Below are 23,059 nucleotides of genomic sequence, written 5' to 3' on the forward strand. Positions count from 1 at the left end.
TCTCCTTATTTTTAAAAAGCGTTGGCGATAAGATTTACTAAAAAACCAAGCGTTCCTATCCAAAAATAATACCACCAAGATTTGGCTTCTTTATCTTTTTTAATTGTCTTTTTGACTGTTGCGTAGATACTGCCAAATAAAAGATCACATCCTATGGCAATTCCAATCCAAAATATCATCGTTGATGTTCCCTTTCAAATTTCTTCATAAAGTCAATCAACTCAACAATCCCTTCACGAGGAAAAGCGTTGTAGATACTTGCGCGCATTCCGCCAACAGAGCGATGTCCTTTGATATTTTTGAAACCTTGTGCTTCTGCTTCTTTGCAAAATTCTGCATCCAGCTCTACATTTTCCGTACGAAAAACAACATTGCAAATGGAGCGTTCATTTTTGTATCGCACAGGCGATTGATAGAAGTCAGTACTATCAAGATAATCATAGAGCAAACTTGCTTTTTCACGATTACGTTTTTCCATCGCATTGACACCACCTTGCGCCTTGACCCAGTCAAAAACCAATCCTGCCATATAAATCGCAAATGTCGGTGGTGTATTATAAAGAGAATCATTTTTCGCTAAAATCCGATAATCAAGCATGGAAGAAAGAACAGGCTCAGTCGGCAATAAATCTTCGCGAATAATGACAACTGTCAATCCAGCAGGGCCAATATTTTTTTGAGCGCCCGCATAAATCAGACCAAATTTTGATACATCATAATCAACTGCTAAGATATCTGAACTCATATCACCAACAAGTGGCACATTGCCAGTATCAGGCAACTCATAAATGGTTGTGCCTTCAATCGTATTATTTAAGGTAATATGCACATAAGCGGCATCAGAATTTTTGACAGAACTGTCAAAAGTGACAAGTCTGTCAAAATGCGTTTTTTCCGTAGTTCCGAGCGAAATTGGCTCAATATCAAGGCTTTTAGAAAGTTTGACAGCTTCGTCAAAAGCTTTTTTACCAAAACTTCCTGAAATCGCATAGTAAGCTTTTTTACCCAATCCTAAGTTTAACGGTACCATCGAAAATTGGGTTGATGCGCCACCTTGTAAAAAAAGAACTTTATAATTTTCAGGAATTGCCATCAGCTCACGCAAAGTTTCCTCAGCGTGGGCGATAATCGCGCTGAATTCCTTTCCTCGATGTGTTAATTCCATCACACTCATCCCTGAGCCTGCAATATCCAATAGTTCTACTTGCGCTTTTTTTAAAACTTCTTTTGGTAAAACTGACGGTCCAGCCGCAAAATTATAAATTGTCATCTCAAGCTCCTTTAAAAAAATCAACTTTTGTATATTATAACATAATTTTCAGAACATTTCCCAAATAAAAAAAACTGATGACATTATCAGTTTTTTAAAATTTTCTAAAGCGTTCATAACGCTGTTCTGTCAATTCTGCTTCAGACATTTTTGACAGTTCTGTCAAATTTTCTGACAGTGTATTTTTAAGATTGTCAAACAAATTTTCCTCAGAAATCACGCCGTCAATTACGTCCATCTCAAATAATTTATCAGATGTCATTTTCATCAGCTCAGCGGCTTCATCGCGTCGTGTGCCATCTTTCCACAAAATCGTTGCAAAACCTTCTGGAGACAAAACAGAATAAACTGCATTTTCCAGCATGAAAACTTTATTTGCCACAGCCAGAGCCAAAGCGCCGCCAGAGCCACCTTCGCCTGTAATCACTGCAATCACAGGCACTTTCAAATCAGACATTTCCAGCAAATTGCGCGCAATCGCTTCGCCTTGTCCACGTTCTTCAGCTTCAATTCCTGGATAAGCACCTGCCGTATTAACAAATGTAATCACTGGACGATGAAATTTTTCAGCTTGTTTCATCAAACGCAAAGCTTTACGATAACCATTTGGACTAGGCTGACCAAAATTCGTCAGCAAATTTTCCTCAAGATTGTGACCTTTTTGAATACCAATAACTGTGACAGCTTGTCCTTGAAAACGTGCAATGCCGCCAACAATCGCCTGGTCATCTGTAAACTGACGGTCGCCATGTAATTCAACAAAATCCGTAAAAATCGTCGCAATGATTGTGCGAACAGAAACTCTATCAGAAGCTCTCGCTTTATTGATAATATCTGCAATTTCAGACATTTTCATTCCCTCCGTTCGTTTCATTTGAACTATCATGAAGTGCCAAAATCAAAGCCAATTCATCACGCAATTCTGTCCGTTTCACAATCGCATCAACAAAACCATGTTCTTGCAAAAACTCTGCTTTTTGGAAATCATCTGGCAACGTTTGACGTACCGTTTGCTCAATCACGCGACGTCCAGCAAAACCAATCAATGACTGTGGCTCAGCCAAAATAATGTCACCAAGCATCGCGAAAGAAGCTGTCACACCGCCTGTTGTCGGATCAGTCAAAACCGTTATATAAAGCAAACCAGCATTAGAATGACGCTTCACAGCAGCTGACGTTTTCGCCATTTGCATGAGTGACAAAATCCCCTCTTGCATTCTTGCTCCACCAGAAGCCGTAAACACAACGACTGGCAAAGATTGCTCTGTCGCCAATTCAAAAAGTCGCGTCAACTTTTCGCCAACAACTGTCCCCATAGATGCCATGATAAAGGTCGAATCCATGATGGCAAGTGCCAATTTTTTTCCTTTAATCGTCGCAAGTCCCGTCAAAACAGCTTCATCTAAGCCCGTCTTAGCTTTCGTTGCTGCCAATTTCTCAGGGTAACCAGGAAAATCAAGCGGATTTTTCGTTTCAATTCCTGTGAATAACTCTTCAAACGAATTCTCATCAGCAATAATCGCCAAACGTTCCCGTGCCGTAATTCTAAAGTTATAGCCACAATGTGGACAGACTTTTTCAGAGCCCAAATCTTGACTGTAAATACTATGTTTACAACCTGGACATTTCGCAAAAAGTTCGTCAGGAACCTCAGGGTCTGCTAACTTTTCAGACTGTATTGAGCGATTTGGATTGATTTTTATATATTTTTTCTTTTGAAATAAAGCCATTTCTCACCTCATTTTATCCATTATTTCTGAATTCTCATAAAAAGAAGCAGAACTTTTTGACAGAACTGTCAAAAAAGAAAACAATCTATTTTCAGTCTTCTTTCAAGTATTTAGGCAAGAAAGTATTTCCCAAAAATCCTGTATCATAATCCCCAGCAATCACGTGTGCATCAGAAATGAGTTCTAGCTGGAAATCAATATTCGTAGTCACACCTTCAATATCAAATTCCATCAAGGCGCGTTGCATCTTCATCAAAGCTTCAAAACGATTTTCCCCATGAACGATGACTTTAGCAATCATACTATCATAATAAGGAGGAATTGTATAGCCTTGATACATCGCAGAATCTACACGCAAACCCACACCGCCAGAAGGCAAAAACAAGTTTGTAATTTTCCCTGGTTGTGGCGCAAAGTTAAACTTAGGATTTTCTGCATTGATTCGGCACTCAATCGCATGCCCTTGTGGCTTGATATCTTCTTGTTTTACAGTTAATTCAGCACCCGCAGCAATACGAATTTGCTCCTTGACAATATCTACACCAGAGACAAATTCCGTCACAGGATGTTCAACCTGTACACGTGTATTCATTTCCATAAAATAGAAATTTCCAGATGCTTCGTCCAGCAAAAATTCAATCGTTCCAGCATTTTCATAATTCACGTGTGCCGCAGCTTTAACCGCAGCTCCTGTGATTTTATCACGCAAAGTCTGACCAATCGCTACAGATGGACTTTCTTCCAACACTTTTTGGTTATTGCGTTGCAAAGAGCAATCACGCTCGCCAAGATGAATAACATGACCTTGGCTATCTCCCAAAATTTGTACTTCAATATGTCTCGCTGGGAAAATCATGCGCTCAATGTACATCGCACCATTACCAAAAGCAGCTTTTGCTTCGGCAGTTGCAGCATTAAAAGCAGGAATAAGTTCCTCTGCATTTGCAACTTTACGAATTCCTTTACCACCACCACCAGCAGAGGCTTTGAGCATTACAGGATAACCAATCTGATTAGCAATTTCAATCGCTTCTTCTGCGGTATAAACTTCCCCATCAGAACCTGGTGTTGTTGGAACGCCAGCTTCATTCATCTGCGCCCGCGCATTGATTTTATCGCCCATCATGTCCATCACTTCAGCAGAAGGTCCGATAAATTTAATATTCATTTCTTCACAAAGACGTGCAAATTTTGAATTTTCACTTAAAAATCCAAAACCTGGGTGGATAGCTTGCGCATGAGTTGCCACTGCAGCTTCTAAAATATTATTCATATTGAGATAAGAATCCGTTGCACGCGCTGGGCCAATACAGATTGCTTCATCTGCTAAAGCCACATGCAAAGCATCTTTATCCGCTTCTGAATAAACAGCAACCGTCTCAACACCCAATTCACGTGCTGCACGAATAATTCGTACTGCAATTTCGCCACGATTGGCGATTAAAATTTTATTAAACATACTAATCTTTCCCTCTATACAGTCACTTCAATCCTGCGCGAACATAGCTGTTCAACTTTTCAAAATATAGATAAAGCAACTTTTAAAGCCATATTATTTTCCTAAAGCAAAAGTCAATGTTCCCTTTGCAGCAAGCTTACCATCAACTGTTGCTTCTGCTTCAACTACCGCAATTGGTCCACGTCGTTTGATAAATTTTGCATGCAGGACAAGTTGGTCTCCCGGCACCACTTGCTTTTTATATTTTACACCGTCCATACCAGCGTAAAAGACAAGTTTTCCTTTATTTTCAGGTTTGGAAAGCTCTAAAACTCCTGCAGCTTGTGCCAAAGCTTCCATAATCAAAACACCTGGCATCACAGGATATTGCGGAAAATGTCCTTTAAAAAATTCCTCATTAATCGTCACATTTTTAAGAGCTGTGATTTCATCATCAGAAATATCCAACACACGGTCAACCAAAAGCATCGGATAGCGATGTGGCAGAGCTTCCATTATTTTTGTAACATCAATATTTACTTCCGTCATTTAAACGTCCTCTAAAAAGTATTTGCTATTATTTATAAAAGGTGAAAACCGCTATAAACATAAAGCAAGAATTGTATAACTAGCAACAAACTTGCAAATTTATCCCATTTTTTATCTGTATCTTTGGAAATTGTTGGTTGGCAAATCATTATTGCTGCAATCGGAGAAATCAGCCACCACCACCCAGTATGTCCTGCATCATGCAAACGACTTACCGTTGCAAAAATAGCATACAAAACAAAAACCATTCCAAAAATTGCTGTTGCCCCTTGCTCAAAATTACTATGAGTATGATGGTTTATATAAATCAAAAACATAATAATTCCAACACAAGGCAACTGACCGGCAAAATAAGACTTACGGTCAAGTTTACCCGAGTCAGAACTAAAAAAATGAAAATAATTTACAAAATACTTCATTTATTTTATTCTCACTAAATCCTGTCCAAACTCAACAACTTCCTCAGCTGAAACCAAGATTTCTGTAATCACACCATCTTTTGGTGCGGGGATTTCATTCATGACTTTCATGGCTTCAATGATAAGAAGTGTTTGACCTTTTTTGACTGTATCGCCGACCTTGACAAACTCAGCTTTATCTGGTGAAGCTTTGAGATAAATAACCCCAACAAGCGGACTTGTCACAGTTTCACCTTCAGCAACAGAAGATGAAACTTCTGGAGTACTTGGTGTTTCTATTTCAGCTTGTGGTGCTACAGTCGAAACTGGAGCTACAGCGACTGGCGCAGCTGCTGCAACTGGACTTGCTTGAAGAAATTGACCTTCATTTTTTGAAAAATTCAATTCGCCTTCTACTGTCCGATAAGAAAATTCGCGCAATGTTGAAGCGTCAAATTGTTTCATCAAATCTTTTACTTCATTTATATTCATAATCATATCGCCATGAATAAGGTAAAACCTTATCGCATGAACTATCCTTTCTTATTTACCATCCCATTTTTTAAATGCTAGAACAGCATTGTGTCCGCCAAAACCAAAGTCTTGTGAAAGTGCATAATTGATTTCTGTTTCACGTCCTTCGCCAAGCACAACGTTAATCGTCATTCCTTCATCAAGCTCTGTTGTACCAGCATTGACTGGTGCATATTGGTGCATCAAAGCTTGAACAGTTGCTACTGCTTCAATACCACCAGTTGCGCCAAGTGCATGACCGTGCAAGGCTTTTGTAGAAGAAACATATGGTTTGTCGCCAACCACATTGTGAATCGCAAGTGCTTCTGTTTCTTCATTTGCGTGCGTTGATGTTCCGTGAGCGTTGATATAATTGATATCTTCTGCAGTAATTCCTGCTTCTTCAATCGCCAATTTCATCGCTTTTTCAGCACCAATACCGCTTGGTGTTGTCATATGGTAAGCATCATTTGTTGAACCGTAACCAACAATTTCAGCAAGGATATTTGCACCGCGTGCTTGTGCATGTTCAAGACTTTCCAAAATCAAAACACCAGCGCCTTCACCCATGACAAATCCTGAACGATTTTTATCAAAAGGAATACAAGCTTTTTCTGGGTCTGTTTCTTTTGTGAGAGCTGTCAAGTTCGCAAAACCAGCGATACCAAGTTCGCAAATAGCAGCTTCAGCTCCTCCGGCAATCATTGCATCTGCATAACCATGTTTGATTTCACGGAAAGCTGAACCAATCGCATTTGAACCTGCTGCACAAGCTGTAACTTCTGCACGAGAGACCCCACGCGCGCCAGTACGTAGGGAAACATTTCCTGTTCCCATATTTGCGATTGCAAGAGGAACATACATTGGAGACACTTTACGTGGACCTTTAAGCAAAGCTTGAGAATTTTTTTGTGATTGTTCCAAGCCACCAATTCCTGAGGCAATGATACAACCTAAACGGTCATAATCTGTATTTTCCTCAGTAATTCCTGACATTGCCATTGCATCAAGTGATGCATGAACCGCATATTGACTAAATAAATCCATTCGACGCGCATCTTTTTTCTCAAAATATTTATCAAATGGAAAATCTTTGACCTCAGCAGCAACTGAAATTCCTGTTGCTGTTGCATCAAAATGGCTAATCGGACCTATTCCTGTTTTACCTGCTTTTAGATTTCCCCAAAATTCTTCTGGGTTTGAACCAATCGCACTGACAACACCATAACCTGTTATTACTACTCTATTTGTCATATTTTTTCTCCAAAATATTATTTTAATATGCTTATTTACTACTTACTTTTTAGCAGTTTTACATTACCATACCGCCATCAATCGTGAGAACTTGACCTGTCATATATTCTTGACTTGCAAGGAAAATCACGGCTGTGGCAACTTCTTGAACCGACCCAAATCGTTTCATTGGAATTTGTGCTTGCATCATTTCTTTAATCTTATCTGCAAGTCCTGCAGTCATATCAGATTCGATAAAACCTGGTGCAATAGCATTTACTCGGATATTTCGTCCTGCAACTTCACGAGCAACTGACTTAGTAAAACCAATAAGTCCTGCTTTAGAAGCCGCATAATTGGCTTGTCCTGCATTACCAATCAAGCCCACAACGCTGGCGACATTGATGATAGCACCTTGTCTCGCGCGCGTCATTGGTTTAAGAACCGCTTGTGTCATGTTGAAGGCTCCGACAAGATTAATTTTTAGTACACTCTCAAAATCATCTTCTTTCATCCCAAGTACGATTTTATCTTTCGTAATTCCTGCATTGTTGATGAGAATATCGACGGAACCTAGCGCTTCTGTAGCTTCTTGAATCATTCGTTTCGCATCATCTGTTGAGGAAATATCGCCAGAGACACCAACTGCTTGAACACCATAAGCAGTCATTGTTGCTAAGACTTCTTCTGTTACTTGCGAGCGTCCATTGATAATGACATTCGCACCTGCTTTTGCAAATTCTTCTGCAATCGCTAAGCCGATACCACGTGTTGAACCTGTGATAAAGACATTTTTGTTTTTAATTTCCATATTATTTTCCTTTATTGTCCTTGTCATCAATTTTCTCTGAAAACTGATACATACGATACTTGTGTGATTTATAGAAATCAAACCAATCCTTTTATTGTAGGATTAGTTTTCTTCATTGACAAAAGACTCAAAAGTTGCTAAATCTTCAATATTGCTAAATGTTGCTTCTTTATCAATCTTTTTGATGAAGCCTGAAAGAACTTTTCCTGGTCCAACTTCAACAAAACGTTCAACTCCGAGATTTTTCATCGTGGCTACCGACTCATAAAAACGAACAGGTTCCATGACTTGACGTGTCAAAAGTGCTGTGACTTCATCATCTTTCATAACCTGAGCGGTTGTATTAGAAATGAGAGGCAACTTAAAGTTTGAAAAGTTTGTTTTATTGAGCTCAACGGCGAGTTTTTCGCTGGCTGGTTTCAATATGGCTGTGTGGAAAGGTCCTGAGACTTTTAATTCAATCAGTCGCTTAACGCCTGCTTCTTTTAGGAGTTCAACAGCTACATCTACTGCTGCAACTTCTCCACCAATAACGATTTGAGATGGTGTGTTGTAGTTCGCAGGACTCACAATGCCATGTGCGCTTGCTTTTTTGCAAATTTCTTCAATCAGTTGGACATCTGCATTCATCACTGCAACCATCTTGCCTGAGCCAGTTGGTGCAGCTTCTGTCATGTATTGTCCTCGTTTTGCAACGAGTTGTACGGCTGTCTCAAAATCAAGCGCTCCTGCTGCAACAAGTGCAGAATATTCACCTAATGAAAGTCCGGCAACAACATCTGGTGTGATGCTATTTTCTGCGAGTAAACGCAAAATTGCAACAGAAACTGTAAGAATTGCTGGTTGTGTGTATTTTGTTTCGTTAAGTTTTTCTTCGTCATTATCAATCAATGCGTGCAAATCATAACCTAGCAATTCACTTGCTCTATCAAATGTTTGTTTTACACTGTCGTATTTGTCGTATAAATCTCTTGCCATGCCCAGTTTTTGAGCGCCTTGACCTGAGAATAAAAATGCTGTTTTTGTCATATGTTTTGTTTATTTGTATTGTAAAATGAATTTTCTTCAAAAAAAATAATTTTCTCGCGAATTTTTGATTGCCAATAAAAAATGAAAGAGAGGGTGCTACGCAAATGCACAGCTTCAACAGCTATGCTGTTGCCCTCCTATCTCAATTATTTTTGATTTTTTTCAACATAAGTGACAAGGTCAGAAACCGTTTTAAGGTCTTGATCTGTATCAACTTCAACGTCAAATTCGTCTTCGATGTCATTAATGATTTGGAAAAGATCTAGTGAATCTGCGTCAAGATCTTCAAATGAAGTTTCAAGTGAGATTTCTTCCTTATCCTTGCCAAGTTCATCTGCGATGATGTCTTGTACTTTTTCAAATACAGCCATGAGTATTCTCCTTTTTTTGAATAAAAATTATATATATTATATCTGCAAATGCAGCTTATAACCGTTTGTTAAAGGTTTATAATCAGTGTTCCCCAAGTGAGACCACCGCCAAAACCTGTGAGGGCGATTTTTTGATTATCGTCCAGATTTAATATACCACTTTTTAGCGATTCTGACAAGAGGATAGGGATACTTGCAGCACTTGTATTTCCATATTCTTGCATATTTTGGAGGAATTTTGTCCGCTCTATACCTAGTTTTTTTGCCATTTTATCTAAGATTCTTGAATTGGCTTGATGCAATAAAAAAGCATCAATTTCTTCTGAGCTCAATCCTGCTTTTTCGATAGTTGCGTTGATATTTTTTGGTACATCACGAACGGTAAAGTCGAAAACTGCTCGTCCGTCCATTGTCAGATGAAAAGCATTATTTTTTACAGAAGCAAAAGGTGTTTCAATATCCGTCAAAACTGATAAGAGACTGTCTCCTCGTGTGCCATCTGTTTGGAGTTTTTCGGAAATTATCAAAGGTTGTGTGCCAGAATTTTCCAATAAAACACCGCCTGCTCCATCACCAAACAATACAGCCGTGCTGCGGTCTGTCCAGTCAATGATTTTTGAGAAGACTTCTGCACCGATGACAATACCGCGCTGATAACCACCAGCCAAGAGTTTTTGCGCTGTTGAAAGGGCAAAAACAAAACCAGAACAAGCGGCAGTCAAGTCATAAGCGAAAGCATTTGTCGCGCCAATTTTTGCTTGAACGCGTGCTGCTGTTGAGGGCATTGTCGAATCTGGTGTAATCGTCGCTACGATGATAAAGTCAATGTCTTCTGGGGCAAGCTGTGCTGTTTCTAAAAGTTCTTGGGCGACTTTTGCGGCTAAATCGCTGGTATTTTCACCCGTTGAAATATGGCGCTGTTTTATTCCTGTGCGTGAATAAATCCATTCGTCAGAAGTATCCATGATTTTGGATAGGTCATCATTTGTAACGATATTTTCTGGAACTGCGTGTGCGGCAGCTGTTATTTTTGCAAAATGTGTCATTTTATTTCATATTCTCCAATGACGTGTGCAAATCAGCTAATTCGCCCGCCAGTTTATTTTCCGTTGTACCATAAACACTCGCAAATAGATTATTTGTGATGTTCTGGAAAAATTCACGATGGCTTGCTGTCAATTTGGCGCCTTTGGGGGTCAAATCAATATAAGTCACACGCCTATCCTCTTTTGAGCGTTCACGTTTGATGTAACCTTTATCTTCCAATCGGTTAAGTGTAATGGTGACGGTGGATAATGCCAGTTTCTGATTTTTTGCAATATCTGTCGCCCGTGCTGCTCCCAGCGTGTGAATCAAGGTCAAAATCTGCAGTTCTTTCACGGTGACATCTGAATAAGAGGATCTTTTAAAAATTGCTCCTCTAATATCATAAAGTCATGAAACAACTGAATAAGCCACTCATTTACTTGGTCAAAGTCTGTTTTCATCTTTTATCTCCGAGCTTCGTTTGCGAAAAATCTATCAACTGATGATTTGTTTTTTAAATTATTGGATATTGCTAATATTTTTATAGTACAAATCATTTTCTGTATCAAATTATATTATTTTTTTCATGAATTTTCAAGTTTTAAGTGTGAAAAAAGTTTTTGACAGAACTGTCAAAAACTTTTTAAGATGATTTGATTGTAAAATCTTATTTTGAGTATTTTCCGTTGATAAAAGTGACTTCCTCTGTGTCATGATAGGCGCTGCCATAGACTTTGACTAAGGCGATAATCCAGTCTACAAGCGCCCAAATGCCGAGTGTCAACCAGCCAAATAAAATCTTTACAATGCCAAGACCAATTTGTCCGCGCATGAAACGATCAACACCGAGACTACCAAACAAAAATGCTCCGAGCCAGACAAATAGATGCTTGTTCATTTTCGTTTCTTTAGCGTTAATCACATTGACTGTGTTTGCTACTTTGTTGAGGTTATCCGTAAATTCTGTTGAGGATTGAGCTTTGGAAATAACTTGTTGTCCCTCAGTTTCAAAAACTTTGACTTTGTCGCCAATTTTTGGATTTTCATAATTTGCTGCACTGCGTGAAACCTTGAACGTGCTGCCGTCTTCTTTTCCAACAAGAATTTCTTCGTCTGTCACATTGATAATTTCGTTCATTTTGTTTTCTCCATTATTTGCCAATAAGTGTTGTAAGTGCTGTCAAGCACTTACACATTATCGTAGCATAATGTCGTTTTTGAAATTATTTTTTGACAGAACTGTCAGAAATTTTTGTTCTATTCTGGATTGCTGGCGATGATTTCGAGCTGCCCTGTTATTGTCCAACGTTCTATTGTACTTGGTAAAATGAAATGTTCACCTTTTTTTATTGAATAATCTTGTCCATCAATCGTTAATGTTCCTGCTCCATCAAGCACGGAAACTAGCGTGTAATCCGCTGTTTTAGTGAATGTATGTTGACTGGAAATTTGCCATTTATAAACGTCAAAGAAGGCTGATTTGACAAGTGTTGAGATTGTTGCTCCTTCAAATTGTTCGGATTTTACTTTATTTTCTGGAAGTTTATCGCCCGGAATAGTCAACACGTCAATCGACTGCTGAATATGAAGTTCACGCAGATTTCCCTCGGCGTCACGCCGGTCAAAATCATAAACGCGATAGGTTGTGTCTGAGGATTGCTGCGTTTCTAAAATCACAATCCCTGCGCCAATCGCGTGCATTGTGCCACTTGGCACATAGTAAAATTCGCCTGCTTTGACGGGAACTTTTGTGAGCAATTCGTCCCATTTTCCTGCGTGAATCATCTCCGCAAGTTCTTCACGCGTTTTTGCTGTGTGTCCGTAAATAATCTCAGCACCAGGTTCAGCAGAAATGATATACCAGCATTCTGTCTTGCCCAACTCACCCTCGTGCGCCTGTCCATAAGCATCATCAGGGTGAACTTGCACAGAAAGCCAATCATTGGCATCGAGGATTTTTGTAAGGAGAGGAAAAACTTCTTGTTCGCTATTTCCGAATAATTCACGATGATTTTTGTAAAGGTCATCAAGTTTTATTCCTGCAAAGCTACCATTTCTCACTGTGGAAACACCGTGCGGATGCGCCGAAATTGCCCAATATTCGCCGACTTTATCACTGGGAAGATTGTAGCCAAAGTCTTTTAAATGGGCTCCACCCCAGATTTTTTCATGCAATACTGACTCCAAAAATAATGGTTCTTTCATTTTGTTATCCCTTTCATTTGATACTGCTATTATAACATTAAAAATTTATCTATACAATTTTTGACAGAAAAAAACACAGAAATTCTGTGTTTTTATTTTTTTGACAATTCTGTCAAAAATTATTTATTCAAATTGCGCAACAATTCGTCAATTTTTGAGCCATATTCGACAGATTCGTCTTTGGCAAATGTCAAATCTGGGATTTTGTAAATTGTCATGCGTGTTGCGAGTTCACGTTTGACAAGTCCTGTTGCTTTTTTAAGTCCTTGAGCCGCTTTTTCATTGTCGCTGGCAAGAGACGAAAGCAAGCTGTAATAAACGGTCGCTTGACTCAAATCGCCTGTGAGCTGGACATCTGTGATATTCACATCTTGAACGCGCGGGTCACGAACTTTTTTACGTAAAATATCATTGATTTCACGTTGGATTTCTACCGCAACTCGGTCACTTCTATAAGAATTTCCCATGAGATTCCTTTCTAAAATTTTAGTTATTTATCACTAAAAATCTAGTGTAGTTCAGCACTAGATTTTTCAGTGACTTGTTTATTATTTACGTTCGATTTCAACCATTTTGTAAACTTCAAATGTATCGTCAACCGCCACATCATTGTAGCCTTCAATCATCAGACCACCTTCTTGAGCATTACCGACTTCTTTGACATCATCTTTGAAGTGTTTCAAGCTGGCAATCGCACCGTCAAAGATAACGACACCTTCACGAATGACACGTACACTGGCATCACGCGCGACTTTACCACGTGTAACCATAAATCCGGCAATCGTACCAACTTTAGAAACTGTGAAGACTTCACGAACGACTGCCTCACCGATGATTTCTTCTTTAAATTCAGGGTCAAGCATACCACGCATCGCTGTTTCGACTTCTTCAATGACTTTATAGATAATGTTGTGCAGACGAATATCAACTTCAGCACGTTCGGCTTGTTCACGCGCAATTCCCGTTGGACGGACATTGAAACCAATGATAATCGCATTTGATGCTTCGGCAAGAGCAATATCTGACTCAGAAATCGCACCGACAGCTGAATGGACGATATCTACCTTCACACCTTCCACTTCAATCTTTTGCAGAGAAGCAGCGAGCGCTTCGGCAGAACCTTGAACATCGGCTTTGATGATGATATTGACCGTTTTTGTCTGACCTTCTTTGAGGGTATCAAAGAGATTATCAAGACTGACTGGACGAATGCTCTTACGATTTTCAAGTTGCGCACGTTTGGCACGTTCTTCACCGACTGCACGCGCTGTTTTCTCATCTTCAAAGACAGCAAAATGGTCGCCTGCTTGTGGAACATCATTCAAACCTGTGATTTCCACTGGTGTTGATGGACCGACAACTTTTTCACGTCGTCCTTGCGCATTCACCATCGTACGTACACGACCAAATGTACTTCCGACAACAACTGGGTCTTGTTGATGAAGCGAACCTTGTTGTACCAAAAGTGTAGCAATCGCACCTTTTCCTTGGTCAAGACGCGCTTCGACAACTGTACCAATCGCACGAACCGTTGGGTCAGCTTTGAGTTCTTGAACTTCGGCAACAACAAGGACTGTTTCCAAGAGTTCATCAAGATTTTTATTGTATTTCGCTGAAATCTCGACAAATTCTGATTCTCCACCCCAAGCAGTTGAAATAACCCCGTGTTCTGCGAGTTCTTGAGTGACACGTGAAGGATTGGCACCCGGTTTATCAATCTTGTTAATTGCAACAATGATTGGCACACCAGCTGCTTTTGAGTGATTAATTGCTTCGATAGTTTGAGGCATCACACCATCATCTGCAGCAACGACAAGGATCGTGATATCTGTCACAGATGCACCACGCGCACGCATACTTGTGAAAGCTTCGTGTCCTGGTGTGTCAAGGAAAGTAATCTTCTTACCATTGGTAGTAATCTGATAAGCACCGATATGTTGCGTGATACCGCCAGCTTCGCCTTCTGTCACGTGTGAATCACGCAAGTGGTCGAGCAGGGTTGTTTTACCATGGTCAACGTGTCCCATGATGGTAACAACTGGTGGACGTTCTACCATCTCATCTTCATTGAGATAACCATCCTCGACAAAGAGACGTTCGATATCTGTATTATCGACTTCGACTTTCTTTTCTGGTGTAATTCCGTAGTCCATGAGAATGAGTTCAATCGTATCTTCATCAAGTGACATATTTTGCGTAACCATTGTGCCCATCATAAAGAGTTTCTTGATGATTTCGGCTGGTTCACGTTTAATTGCCTTAGCAATATCTTGCACGTTCATGCCCACTTCATATTCGAGTGATTCTGGTAATTCGTGGAATTTACGTGTTGAAACTGGTGCTGCTGCTTGATTATTTCTTCCGCCACGACGTGGTTTGTTGTTCCAGTTAGAATTACGGGCGTTACGCACTTGATTTCGGTTATCATTAACGCGCAATGGGCCGCCAGCTTTGCGTTCGCCTGATTTATTATTGTTGTCGTGTTCATTTTTCTTACGGTCACGGTCACGACGACTTGTTTTACCTGTTACCGGTGCTGCAAAAACTTCTGTTGTCGTGTTTGTTTTTTCAAATTTCCCACGATTTTGTCCTTGCCCATTTTGCGAATTTTGACCTTTGTAACGGTTATCGCTTTGTCCACCTTGTCCATTTGGACGGCGATTGTCGTAGCGCTTATTATTGTCGCGATGATTGTTATTTCCAGCATTACGATTTTTATCAAAAGGTTTTTTCTCCGCTTTAGCGGCACGTTTTGCATCTTGTTCTTTTTTGATGTCTTCTGCACGACGGACAACTTTGATTTGAATCCGTGGTTTTTTATTAAAGCTTGATGTTGTCGCTGTTGCTGTTGCTGTTGCTGTTGCTTGTTTTTCTACGATAGGTTGTTCACTCTTTTCAACTTTTTCACTTTTTACTTCGTGTTTATGTGTCTCAACTGCTTTTTCTTGTTTGCCATGTTGTTTTTCTTTTTTGACAGCTTTGTCAAAAACTTTTTCAGCTGTTTTTGCTTCAGGAATTGGCGCAACTTCTACTTTAGTTTTCTCCACTTTAGCTGCTTTTTCAGCTTCTTCCTTAGCTTTAATTCGTGCCAAAATCGCTGGGTCTTCAACGATTGCTTTCCCTGCAAATGTGCGCGGTGTTTCTTCTTTTTTATGACTTGCTGCTTTTTTTTCTGTCGCTACTACTGCTTTTGGAGTTTTGACAGCTTTGTCAGAAACAGTTGTCCCTTCGCCAGACTTCGCCTTGGCAATAATCTCTGTTGCTTCTTGTGCTGTCACAGAGCTTGAGTGTGATTTCACTTCAAATCCAAGACTTTGTGCGGCATTCACAAGTTCTTGATTTGACAATCCTGTTTCTTTAGCTATTTGGTTAATTCTTTTCTTATCAGACAATTTTGTCCTCCTTTTATCTTATTACATCTTCATGAGGCTCTCCATTTTCTTTGTAAAACCGTTATCGGCAATGGCAATCACTTTTCTGTGTGTACCAATCGCGTTTGACAGTTCAATTTCTGAGAAGTTCTGTGCTAGTGTTACCTCATAGTAACTTGATTTATCTGTAATTTTTTTGATTAAATTTGCTGAAGCATCACTGGCAACAAAAACAAGTTTGGCTTGGCCATTTTTAATCGCCTTTACCACAAGTTCCTCGCCTGAAATGATTTTTCCTGCACGTTTTGCAAGACCTAGCAAATTTAATAGTTGCTGTTGTTTATCCATACTTTTAGTCATCATAATCTGGTGCCAAATCTGCTGAATATGTCGCATCAGCAAGCGCTTTGCGCGCCACTTGATGTTCCACATAAACGATTAATTCGTCATAGAAACTTTCATCAATCTTTGCACTAAACGCACGGTCAAAGCTCCGTTTTTTCTTCGCCAGAGCCGCTTCTTGATTTGACAAAGCGATGTAAGCACCGTGTCCGTGCGCTTTCCCAGTTGGGTCAATCGAAATCTCGCCTTCTTTTGTGAAAGCAATTCTCAAAAGTTCTTTCTTAGGAAAATTTTCGCCAGATACTAACGACTTTCGCATTGGAATTTTTTTCTGTTTCATAAAAAATCCTCAATTCTCTGTTTCATATTTTTTGACAATTTTGTCAAAAATAATAAATCAGAAATTTTATTCTACATTTTCGTCAGATACTTCTGCGTTGACTTCCTCAGCTGATTCTGCGACTTCAATTTCTTCAATAATCACATCATCTTCTGGAAGTTCATCTGCACCATCTTCAATAATATAATCATCCACATTAAATTCATCAGCAGATTTGATATCAATCTTACAATTCGTTACATGAGCCGCCAAGCGTACATTCTGTCCACGTTTACCAATCGCAAGTGATAACTGATCTTTCGCGACAACAGCAAGCGCTGCACCATCTTCTGTAATCAATACTTGCTCAATCCGCGCAGGTTTCAAAGCATTTGCCACAAGCGTTGCTTTATCTTTTGAATACTCGATAATGTCCATCTTTTCGCCAGATAATTCACGGATAATTCCTTGAATACGCGCCCCTTTTGCACCGACCATTGTTCCGATAGCATCAACATTTGCATCATGACTTTCTACAATGACTTTTGCTCTGTCACCAGCGTCACGCGCAATATTGATAATCTCAACCGTCCCGTCAAATACTTCAGGAATTTCTTTTTCAAACAAACGTTTCAACATCTCTGGAGCTGTCCGTGAAATGAAAACACGTGTTCCTTTTGGTGTCAAAATAACATCTGTCACATAAACTTTCACGCGGTCACCAACATGGAAACGTTCTTGCGGAATTTGGTCTTTTTTCGTGAGCAGTGCATCGACACGACCAAGATTGACATAAACCGCACGGTTATCGACTTTTTCAACCGTTCCTGTGATGATTTCATCTCTATAACGATTGTATTCATTATAAATGATTGTACGTTCTTCTTCACGCATTTTCTGCATGATGACTTGCTTTGCAGCACCAGCAGCTGTACGAGCAAAATCTTTTGGCTTTTCCTCAAACATGATTTTATCGCCGATTTCATAGTGAGGATTTAGCTCCATCGCATCTTCCAGCGAAATTTCTAAACGACTATCAAAGACTTCATCAACCACTTCACGCGTTGAATAGACATTAAAGTTACCTTTTTTCTCATCAAAAATAACTTTAACATTTTGCGCTTGACCATATTGACGTTTGTAAGCCGCCGTAATCGCCTGTTCAATCGCTTCAATCACGATTTCAGGTTTAATTCCTTTTTGTTCTTCCAGCATTTCAAATGCGTTCAGCATTTCTTTGCTCATTGTTGTTCTCACTTTCTTCTGTAGAAATTTCATTATTGTCTTTGGACAATTTTCTAATAACGACACCTCGTCTCGCCACTAGAAAATTATCCAATCAACGATTTTTTGCTCAATTAAAATTTAACCAAAGTAGTTGCTTTAGAAATCTTATCCAGCGGGATTTCAACGCTCTTATGACGTGTCTTATCAAGAACATCCAAAGTAATCACTTCATCATTTACCTTGACAATATCTCCCGTAAATTCCTTTTCCCCAGCAATCTTTTGATAAAGTTTAATCAAAACAAAGGCACCAAGTGCATTTTCAAAATCAGCCAACTTCTTTAAAGGACGTTCTGCACCGGGACTTACAACCTCTAACATATAGCCTTCACTCGGAAATGGGTCAGGTGAGATTTTGTCCAATAGTGGCGAAATAATCTCACTCAGATTGGCTGTATCTTCTATACTCACACCATCAACCTTATCAATCACTACGCGCAAAATAAAATCTTGTCCCAACTTTTCCCATTCCACATCAACCAGCTCAACATCTTCCGGCAAATAAGGCTCAATGAAAGTTTCAACAACTTTTGTAATTTCTTCCATATCATTCTCCTTTCATTTTTTCAATTAAAAATACATAAGAGAAGGAGCGTCCTTGCGAACGCTCCTTTCTAATTAATTTTTATTTAAATTCATTATATACCAAAAACTTGCACTTGTCAAGGATTATTTTTTAATAAATAAATTTATTTTCATCCTTGAAAAATCAAAGTCCGAAGCGTAAAATAGAAAATGTTTTAAAATAATTAAGGATATTAACTATTATGAAAATTTATATGCAATTATTGTTCATTCTTTTGTTTTCCTTTATTGGGGAAATCATCTCTGACGGCCTGCATCTTCCAGTTCCTGGACCTATTATCGGAATGCTTCTTCTTTTTCTTTCCTTGCAATTCAAAATTTTGGAATTTCGTCATGTTGATGAAGTCGGAAGTTTTTTAATCAATAATATGACCATTCTTTTTCTGCCTGCTGGTGTAGGAATTATGGCAAAATGGTCACTCATTTCTCATTTTTGGCTCCAAATCTTAGTTATTGTTCTCGTCGCTCTAATTGTCAATATGCTCGTTTTAGGCAAACTCATGCAATTTATCAAAGTCAAATTTGAAGGCGATTATACTGCACCAGAATTACAAAAAAAGGAGGAAGATTAAATGAATGCACTCACAGCGAACCCGCTTTTTGGCCTAGTTCTCACACTTCTTGTCTTTATGGCTGGTGTTCGGATTAATGAAAGTATCCGTAAACCTTTCACAAATCCACTTCTTTTTTCGACAATCGTGATTATTCTTATTCTTGTGCTCGCAAAAATTCCCTATAAGAACTACTATAACGGCGGAAGTATTTTAAATGACTTAATCGGACCCTCAACTGTAGCGCTTGGTATTCCGCTTTACAAAACTTTTCATCTGATGCGCCATCATGCGCGGTCGATTGTGATTTCGATTAGTATCGCAGCCGTGATAAATACTGTGATTACTGCACTTCTAGCGAAATTTTTTGGTTTATCAAAACTTGCTTCCTTATCAATTTTTCCAAAATCAGTCACAACAGCGATGGCAATGGGAATTTCTGATAAAATGCACGGTGTGGAGCAGATTACAGTCGTCGTCGTTGTCGCAACAGGTATTCTAACTAGTGTTTTTGCTGGCCCACTTCTTAAACTTTTCCGAATTAAAGACCCTGTTGCTCAGGGAGTTACACTTGGCGGGACAGGACACGCAGTTGGTACTGGAACAGCGATTGAGCTAGGAAAAGTTCAAGGTGCGATGGCCGCTTTATCTATTGGTGTGACTGGGATTGTTTATGTTGTTGTCGCGCCGATTGTCGCACAACTTATTTTAGGTTATTAGTAGCTCATCAATAAAATCAGAAAACGAATGGTATGTATAAGACCATTCGTTTTCTTTTGGGAGTAAATGTACCAAAGGTAAGGAGCCTTTGGAATGAAAAATTTTAAGGAATAAATATATTATACACTACATTTTTAAATCTGCAATGCAATATGCAATTATTTTTTTTATTTTCTTTTTCTGGCAATCATGTGAATCGGTGTTCCTTCAAAAACAAAGGCTTTACGTATTTGATTTTCCAAAAAACGCATATAACTAAAGTGCATCAATTCTTCTTCATTGACAAAAACGACAAATGTTGGTGGCTTCACCGCAACTTGTGTCGCATAGAAAATCTTGAGACGTTTTCCTTTGTCTGTCGGTGTTGGATTGATTGCGACAGCATCCATAATCACATCATTTAAGATCGAACTTGAAATTCGCAGATTTTGTGAATGGTGAATTTCTTTGATGATATCTGGTAATTTGCCCAAACGTTGTCCTGTTTTTGCAGAAATATAAACAATCGGCGCATAATCAAGGAATTTGAATTTATTTCTGATATTTTCCTCGAATTTTTTCATGGTATCATTGTCTTTTTCAAGTGTGTCCCATTTATTGACGACGATGACAATTCCTTTTCCTGCTTCATGAGCGAAACCTGCAATACGCATATCATAGTCGCGAATGCCTTCTTCCGCATTGATAACCATGAGAACAATCTCACTTCTGTCAATCGCTCGCATCGCTCGCATAACTGAGTATTTCTCAGTATTTTCATAGACTTTACCTGATTTACGCAAGCCCGCCGTGTCAATCATCAGAAATTCTTGACCTTCTGGGTCAACAAAATGCGTATCAATCGCATCACGTGTTGTTCCAGCGATTGGGCTGGCAATGACACGGTCTTCTCCAAGCATTGCATTTATCAAACTTGACTTTCCAACATTTGGACGACCAATCAGGCTGAACTTAATCAAATCAGGATTTTCAGGTTCATTATCTTCTGGAAGATTGGCAACAATCGCATCTAACACATCTCCTGTCCCAATCCCGTGAACAGCGCTGACTGGATAAGGTTCGCCAAGTCCAAGACTGTAAAAATCAAAGATTTCTAAACGACGTTCGGGATTATCGACTTTATTGACCACGAGAATGATTGGCTTATCGCTCCGATAGAGAATTTGCGCGACAGCTTCATCAGCGTCTGTAATTCCTGTCTCACCATCAACGACAGCGACAATCACGTCGGCTTCGTTCATCGCGATTTCAGCTTGCGCGCGGATTTCAGTCATGAAAGGTTCATCTGAAAGCTCGATACCACCTGTATCAATAATTGAAAATTTCTTAGTCAACCATTCGCTCGTCGCATAAATTCTGTCGCGCGTTACACCCGGTGTGTCCTCAACGATGGAAATTCGTTCTCCTGCGAGACGGTTGAAAATGGTTGATTTGCCAACGTTCGGACGTCCGACGATAGCAACTGTTGGTAAACTCATATTTTTTTACTTTCTGTTTAACTTGCCATGATTTTTGACAAGTTTTCTTATGAAATTTTTTGACAAAACTGCCACTCGACTTGTGGCTTTAGCCACTTAGCGAGAGTGGATACCAGAAAGCCTAGCTTTTCGGTGTCAAAAATTATTTTTACTGATTTTTTTGTCTTTTTTGTTATAAAATTTTTTTGACAGAACTGTCAAAATATTTTTATGATAATCACAGAAGTTTTTTCTTTTTCAGATTTTCTGTGGAAGATGGATTTTCTGCTTGTCCCCATTGGTCAACCAAGCGACTTGACCATGTGCTGCCAATGCGTCTTGCACCTGCATAATCATCTTGAACTTTATCATATTCTTTGATAACTTCTTGCGATTGCTCAATGTATTTTTCAGGAAAAACAACAGCTTCGTAAGGCAAACGAGGTTTGACATCATTAAGTCGCGCAGGTTTTCCAAGAGCAATTCCAAAAAGTGGATAAGTGTAATTTGGCAAATTCAACACATCAGAAATTTCCTCAGATTGGTCACGAATAAGTCCAATCATAACACCACCGTAGCCCAGACTTTCTGCTGCCAGAAGGACATTTTCTGCGGCAACAGAAGCATCTACAGACGAAATCAGTAAACTCTCAATCCCAGCCGGCTGAAAATCGCCGCCGTTGAGCGCAACACCTTTTTCTGCGCGGTTCATATCGCCCACGAAAACCAAATAATGTGAACAATTTTTAATCGCCTTTTGCGGTTGATAATGAAAAATTGCCTCTTTTTGCTCCTGACTTTTCACAACAATAATTGAATAAGACTGGAAATTTTTCCAGTTAGAAGCAGCTCGTCCAGCTTCTATCAGTGTTTTGACAGTTTCGTCAGAAAGTTTTTCCTCCGTAAAATTGCGTACAGATGTATGTTTCATCATCAAATTTATTGTTTCATTTTGCTCAGTCATGTCTGCGATTGGCTCCTTCTAATCTTATTTCTTTTGACAGATATTTAATCCGCTCCATTACCCGTTTTGCTGGCCAAATATCTTCCACTTTTTTCGTTTCTGCAAGATGTTGCTCTAGCTCTGCCATTGTCAAGTTTGATGTGAAAAATGTTGGCAAATTTCCTTGCATTCTATGCTGCAAAATAACCTGCAAAACACCATCACGATACCAGCTATTATTCATTTCCGCGCCAATATCGTCCAATACCAGTACTTGCGCTTTTTTCAGTTCATTGTTCCAAGTATTGACATTATCAAAAGTCAACTCAGATACAAAAGTTGGATAATGCACTAAAAACGTAGAAATATCACGCTTTGCCAGCTCATTTGCCATCGCCGCCATGATATAAGATTTTCCCACACCAAAATCGCCATAAACATAGAGCCCACTTTCCTTTTCAGGGTTATGAATGAAATCATTGATTGCCTCAATCAGACGATACTGACTGTCATTGCTAATCACAACATCTTTCGGATTGTACAAATCAATCTTCTTCAACTCTTTAGGCAAGCCAATCACTTGAACACGCTTAAGCAAACTTGCATTTGCCTGTCGCTCCGCCAATTCTTGCGTCGTTTGATAAGAAACATCCGCATAACCGTGATTCATAATGAGTTCCGGCTCATAGCCTGCGCCGTTAAACTTACTCTGCTCGCGCACAAATTCGTAGAACTTTGAATAACTCCGCTGTATCTCATCTTCCGTCATTTTATGCTGCGCAATAAAGGCCTGAACTTCCGGATTTTTCATGGTTTCTGCGACAAGCGCATCAAAATTTTCACGACTGCCTCGACTTTCTGCGCGCTGTTTTAAAATATCACTGATAGATTCCATTTTTCTCCTTTCCGTTG

General features: G+C 39.3%; 26 protein-coding genes and 2 pseudogenes. 2 read left to right on the forward strand and 26 right to left on the reverse strand.

Going from position 1 to position 23,059, the window contains the following annotated elements; all coding sequences use genetic code 11:
- Positions 1-11 precede the first annotated feature (11 nt).
- The 23 genes and pseudogenes from KJS36_RS03000 to rimP form a co-directional block, all read right to left on the reverse strand.
- Entirely contained in the window at positions 12-179 is a 168-nt protein-coding gene (locus KJS36_RS03000; RefSeq protein WP_213534192.1) for a hypothetical protein, read from the reverse strand.
- Positions 176-1,270: a 3-phosphoserine/phosphohydroxythreonine transaminase gene (gene serC, locus KJS36_RS03005; protein WP_213534194.1), complete on the reverse strand. Its 1,095-nt coding sequence runs from the start codon at positions 1,268-1,270 to the stop codon at positions 176-178. Before serC ends, KJS36_RS03000 begins: the two co-directional genes overlap by 4 nt.
- Positions 1,271-1,364: 94 nt before the next feature.
- Positions 1,365-2,120 carry an acetyl-CoA carboxylase carboxyl transferase subunit alpha gene (accA, locus tag KJS36_RS03010; protein WP_213534196.1) on the reverse strand — a complete coding sequence of 252 codons (756 nt, stop codon included), beginning with the start codon at positions 2,118-2,120 and terminating at the stop codon, positions 1,365-1,367.
- Positions 2,113-3,000: an acetyl-CoA carboxylase, carboxyltransferase subunit beta gene (accD, locus tag KJS36_RS03015; RefSeq protein ID WP_213534197.1), complete on the reverse strand. Its 888-nt coding sequence runs from the start codon at positions 2,998-3,000 to the stop codon at positions 2,113-2,115. Before accD ends, accA begins: the two co-directional genes overlap by 8 nt.
- A 91-nt stretch (positions 3,001-3,091) precedes the next feature.
- Positions 3,092-4,459 carry an acetyl-CoA carboxylase biotin carboxylase subunit gene (gene accC / locus KJS36_RS03020; RefSeq protein WP_213534199.1) on the reverse strand — a complete coding sequence of 456 codons (1,368 nt, stop codon included), beginning with the start codon at positions 4,457-4,459 and terminating at the stop codon, positions 3,092-3,094.
- 93 nt (positions 4,460-4,552) lie between these two features.
- Complete coding sequence (fabZ, locus tag KJS36_RS03025) at positions 4,553-4,987, reverse strand: 3-hydroxyacyl-ACP dehydratase FabZ (protein ID WP_213534201.1); 435 nt, start codon at positions 4,985-4,987, stop codon at positions 4,553-4,555.
- 32 nt (positions 4,988-5,019) lie between these two features.
- Positions 5,020-5,406: a DUF805 domain-containing protein gene (locus KJS36_RS03030; RefSeq protein ID WP_213534204.1), complete on the reverse strand. Its 387-nt coding sequence runs from the start codon at positions 5,404-5,406 to the stop codon at positions 5,020-5,022.
- Entirely contained in the window at positions 5,407-5,877 is a 471-nt protein-coding gene (gene accB, locus KJS36_RS03035) for an acetyl-CoA carboxylase biotin carboxyl carrier protein (protein ID WP_213534206.1), read from the reverse strand.
- A gap of 51 nt (positions 5,878-5,928) precedes the next feature.
- Positions 5,929-7,152, reverse strand: coding sequence for a beta-ketoacyl-ACP synthase II (gene fabF, locus KJS36_RS03040; protein WP_213534208.1), 1,224 nt, complete (start codon positions 7,150-7,152; stop codon positions 5,929-5,931).
- Between the two features lie 58 nt (positions 7,153-7,210).
- Positions 7,211-7,942, reverse strand: a complete 732-nt coding sequence (fabG, locus tag KJS36_RS03045) for a 3-oxoacyl-[acyl-carrier-protein] reductase (RefSeq protein ID WP_213534211.1) — start codon at positions 7,940-7,942, stop codon at positions 7,211-7,213.
- Between the two features lie 102 nt (positions 7,943-8,044).
- Positions 8,045-8,971, reverse strand: a complete 927-nt coding sequence (gene fabD, locus KJS36_RS03050; RefSeq protein WP_213534213.1) for an ACP S-malonyltransferase — start codon at positions 8,969-8,971, stop codon at positions 8,045-8,047.
- A gap of 146 nt (positions 8,972-9,117) precedes the next feature.
- Positions 9,118-9,342, reverse strand: coding sequence for an acyl carrier protein (locus KJS36_RS03055; protein ID WP_213534215.1), 225 nt, complete (start codon positions 9,340-9,342; stop codon positions 9,118-9,120).
- A gap of 68 nt (positions 9,343-9,410) precedes the next feature.
- A complete protein-coding gene (locus tag KJS36_RS03060; protein WP_213534218.1) occupies positions 9,411-10,388 on the reverse strand; it encodes a beta-ketoacyl-ACP synthase III in 978 nt (325 codons plus the stop codon).
- 1 nt (position 10,389) lies between these two features.
- Entirely contained in the window at positions 10,390-10,722 is a 333-nt protein-coding gene (locus tag KJS36_RS03065; protein ID WP_244842601.1) for a MarR family transcriptional regulator, read from the reverse strand.
- Between the two features lie 313 nt (positions 10,723-11,035).
- Entirely contained in the window at positions 11,036-11,506 is a 471-nt protein-coding gene (locus KJS36_RS10785; RefSeq protein WP_244842603.1) for a TM2 domain-containing protein, read from the reverse strand.
- A gap of 119 nt (positions 11,507-11,625) precedes the next feature.
- A complete protein-coding gene (gene manA, locus KJS36_RS03075; protein ID WP_213534220.1) occupies positions 11,626-12,573 on the reverse strand; it encodes a mannose-6-phosphate isomerase, class I in 948 nt (315 codons plus the stop codon).
- A 119-nt stretch (positions 12,574-12,692) separates the two neighbouring features.
- Entirely contained in the window at positions 12,693-13,040 is a 348-nt protein-coding gene (rbfA, locus tag KJS36_RS03080; RefSeq protein ID WP_213534222.1) for a 30S ribosome-binding factor RbfA, read from the reverse strand.
- A gap of 81 nt (positions 13,041-13,121) precedes the next feature.
- A pseudogene (gene infB, locus KJS36_RS03085) lies at positions 13,122-15,395 on the reverse strand (translation initiation factor IF-2); the annotation flags it as partial.
- 218 nt (positions 15,396-15,613) lie between these two features.
- A pseudogene (locus KJS36_RS10930) lies at positions 15,614-15,965 on the reverse strand (translation initiation factor IF-2 N-terminal domain-containing protein); the annotation flags it as partial.
- A gap of 21 nt (positions 15,966-15,986) precedes the next feature.
- Positions 15,987-16,292: a YlxQ-related RNA-binding protein gene (locus tag KJS36_RS03090; RefSeq protein WP_213534700.1), complete on the reverse strand. Its 306-nt coding sequence runs from the start codon at positions 16,290-16,292 to the stop codon at positions 15,987-15,989.
- Between the two features lie 4 nt (positions 16,293-16,296).
- Positions 16,297-16,626, reverse strand: coding sequence for an RNase P modulator RnpM (gene rnpM / locus KJS36_RS03095; protein WP_213534226.1), 330 nt, complete (start codon positions 16,624-16,626; stop codon positions 16,297-16,299).
- Between the two features lie 66 nt (positions 16,627-16,692).
- Positions 16,693-17,850, reverse strand: coding sequence for a transcription termination factor NusA (nusA, locus tag KJS36_RS03100; RefSeq protein ID WP_213534228.1), 1,158 nt, complete (start codon positions 17,848-17,850; stop codon positions 16,693-16,695).
- 113 nt (positions 17,851-17,963) lie between these two features.
- Positions 17,964-18,437, reverse strand: coding sequence for a ribosome maturation factor RimP (gene rimP / locus KJS36_RS03105; protein WP_213534230.1), 474 nt, complete (start codon positions 18,435-18,437; stop codon positions 17,964-17,966).
- Between the two features lie 221 nt (positions 18,438-18,658).
- On the opposite strand from rimP, the gene KJS36_RS03110 reads away from it, so the two are divergent.
- Together KJS36_RS03110 and KJS36_RS03115 are read left to right on the forward strand one after the other, a co-directional pair.
- On the forward strand, positions 18,659-19,048 hold the full coding sequence (locus tag KJS36_RS03110; protein ID WP_213534232.1) for a CidA/LrgA family protein: 390 nt from the start codon (positions 18,659-18,661) through the stop codon (positions 19,046-19,048).
- Positions 19,049-19,747 (forward strand): LrgB family protein, encoded by a 699-nt coding sequence (locus tag KJS36_RS03115; RefSeq protein WP_213534234.1) that lies wholly within the window; start codon positions 19,049-19,051, stop codon positions 19,745-19,747.
- Between the two features lie 167 nt (positions 19,748-19,914).
- Here the strand turns inward: KJS36_RS03115 and der are convergent, their stop codons facing one another.
- The 3 genes from der to dnaI form a co-directional block, all read right to left on the reverse strand.
- The gene (gene der / locus KJS36_RS03120; protein WP_213534236.1) at positions 19,915-21,225 is read right to left on the reverse strand and encodes a ribosome biogenesis GTPase Der; all 1,311 of its coding nucleotides are present in this window, start codon (positions 21,223-21,225) and stop codon (positions 19,915-19,917) included.
- A gap of 217 nt (positions 21,226-21,442) precedes the next feature.
- On the reverse strand, positions 21,443-22,168 hold the full coding sequence (locus KJS36_RS03125) for an NADPH-dependent oxidoreductase (RefSeq protein WP_213534238.1): 726 nt from the start codon (positions 22,166-22,168) through the stop codon (positions 21,443-21,445).
- Positions 22,161-23,042 (reverse strand): primosomal protein DnaI, encoded by an 882-nt coding sequence (dnaI, locus tag KJS36_RS03130; RefSeq protein ID WP_213534240.1) that lies wholly within the window; start codon positions 23,040-23,042, stop codon positions 22,161-22,163. Before dnaI ends, KJS36_RS03125 begins: the two co-directional genes overlap by 8 nt.
- Positions 23,043-23,059 lie beyond the last annotated feature (17 nt).

Source organism: Lactococcus nasutitermitis, from assembly GCF_018403765.1.
GTDB classification, from domain to species: Bacteria; Bacillota; Bacilli; order Lactobacillales; family Streptococcaceae; genus Lactococcus; species Lactococcus nasutitermitis.